The sequence below is a fragment of the Chromobacterium alkanivorans genome (assembly GCF_016937655.1).
In the GTDB taxonomy this organism is placed as follows: Bacteria; Pseudomonadota; Gammaproteobacteria; order Burkholderiales; family Chromobacteriaceae; genus Chromobacterium; species Chromobacterium alkanivorans.
In genome coordinates this window covers 1-1,196 of sequence record NZ_JAFHKL010000037.1, presented here as the reverse complement: position 1 = coordinate 1,196, position 1,196 = coordinate 1, and the positions used below count along the sequence as shown (strand labels likewise).

General features: G+C 71.2%; 1 protein-coding gene. It reads right to left on the bottom strand.

All coding sequences use genetic code 11. The features are described 5' to 3' along the window. The coding region (locus JW897_RS24080; protein ID WP_205467928.1) for an efflux transporter outer membrane subunit at positions 1–1,196 on the bottom strand (1,196 nt) is incomplete at both ends.

The window sequence follows — 1,196 nt, the reverse complement described above, 5'->3', positions numbered from 1 at the left end:
TTGGCGCTGACCAGGCCCAGTTCCGCCTGGAAGCTGTTGCGCTGCGCGTCCAGCACGTCCAGATAGCTGGCGTAGCCGTTGTCGTAACGCAGATTGGCCAGCCGCAGCGACTTGTTCAAGGCCTGGAACTGCGTGGTCTGCGCCGCCTGGATCTCCCGCGCCGCGCCGTAGCCGGACAAGGCGTCCAGCGCGTCCTTGAACGCGCTCTGCACCGTCTTCTGGTACTGCGCCAGCGCCTGCTTCTGCCGCGCGCTGGCCGCGTCCACCGCGTAACCGGTCTGGCCGAAGTTGAACACCGGCGCCGCCAGGTTGCCGACGAAGCTCCAGGTCCGCGTCGGGCCGGTGAACAGCGTGTCCAGCGACAGGCTTTGCGAACCCAGCGCCCCGCTCAGGCTGATGCTGGGGAAGTAGGCCGCGCGCGCCACGCCGATGCGGGCGTTGGCCGCGATCAGCTGCTGCTCGCTGGCGGCGATGTCCGGCCGCCGCTCCAGCAGGCTGGAGGACAGGCCGGCCGGCACTTCCGGCGGCGCGGACAGCGCGTCCAGGCTTTGGCCGCGCTGGATGCCGCCGGCCACCAGCTGCTTGGGCGAGTGGCCGAGCAGCACGCCCAGCGCGCTTTCGGTCTGTTCCAGCGCGCTGGCGATCTGCGGCACCTTGGCGCGGGCGGAGGCCGCTTCGGCCTCGGCCTGCTGCTGGTCCAGCTCGGAGATCAGGCCGCCCTTGAAGCGCTTGGTCTGCAGCTTCAGCGACTCCTCGCGGCTTTGCAGCGTGCGCTTGGCGATGTCCAGCTGGGCGTCGTAGGCGCGCAGCTGGAAATAGGTTTGCGCGGTCTGCGCGGCGATCGCCAGCGTGGAGCTGTCGCGGGCGAAGCGGCTGGCGGCGAAGTCGGCGCGCGCCGCCTCGTTGCCGCGGCGCAGCTTGCCCCACAGGTCCAGTTCCCAGGACGCGGTGAGGTTGGCGTTGCGCACGTCGCTGACCAGCGGCGCGCCAGGCGTCGTCGTCGCGGTCGAGGTGCGGCCGCGCTGGTAGCCGGCGTTGGCGTTCAGCGCCGGCAGCAACTGGGCGCGGGCGATGCCGGCCTGGGCGGCGGCTTCGTCGACGCGGGCGGCGGCGACGGCCAGGTCCTGGTTGCGCTGCAGCGCTTCGGCGATCAGCTGGTCCAGCACCGGATCGTGGAATTGCTTCCACCAGTCCAT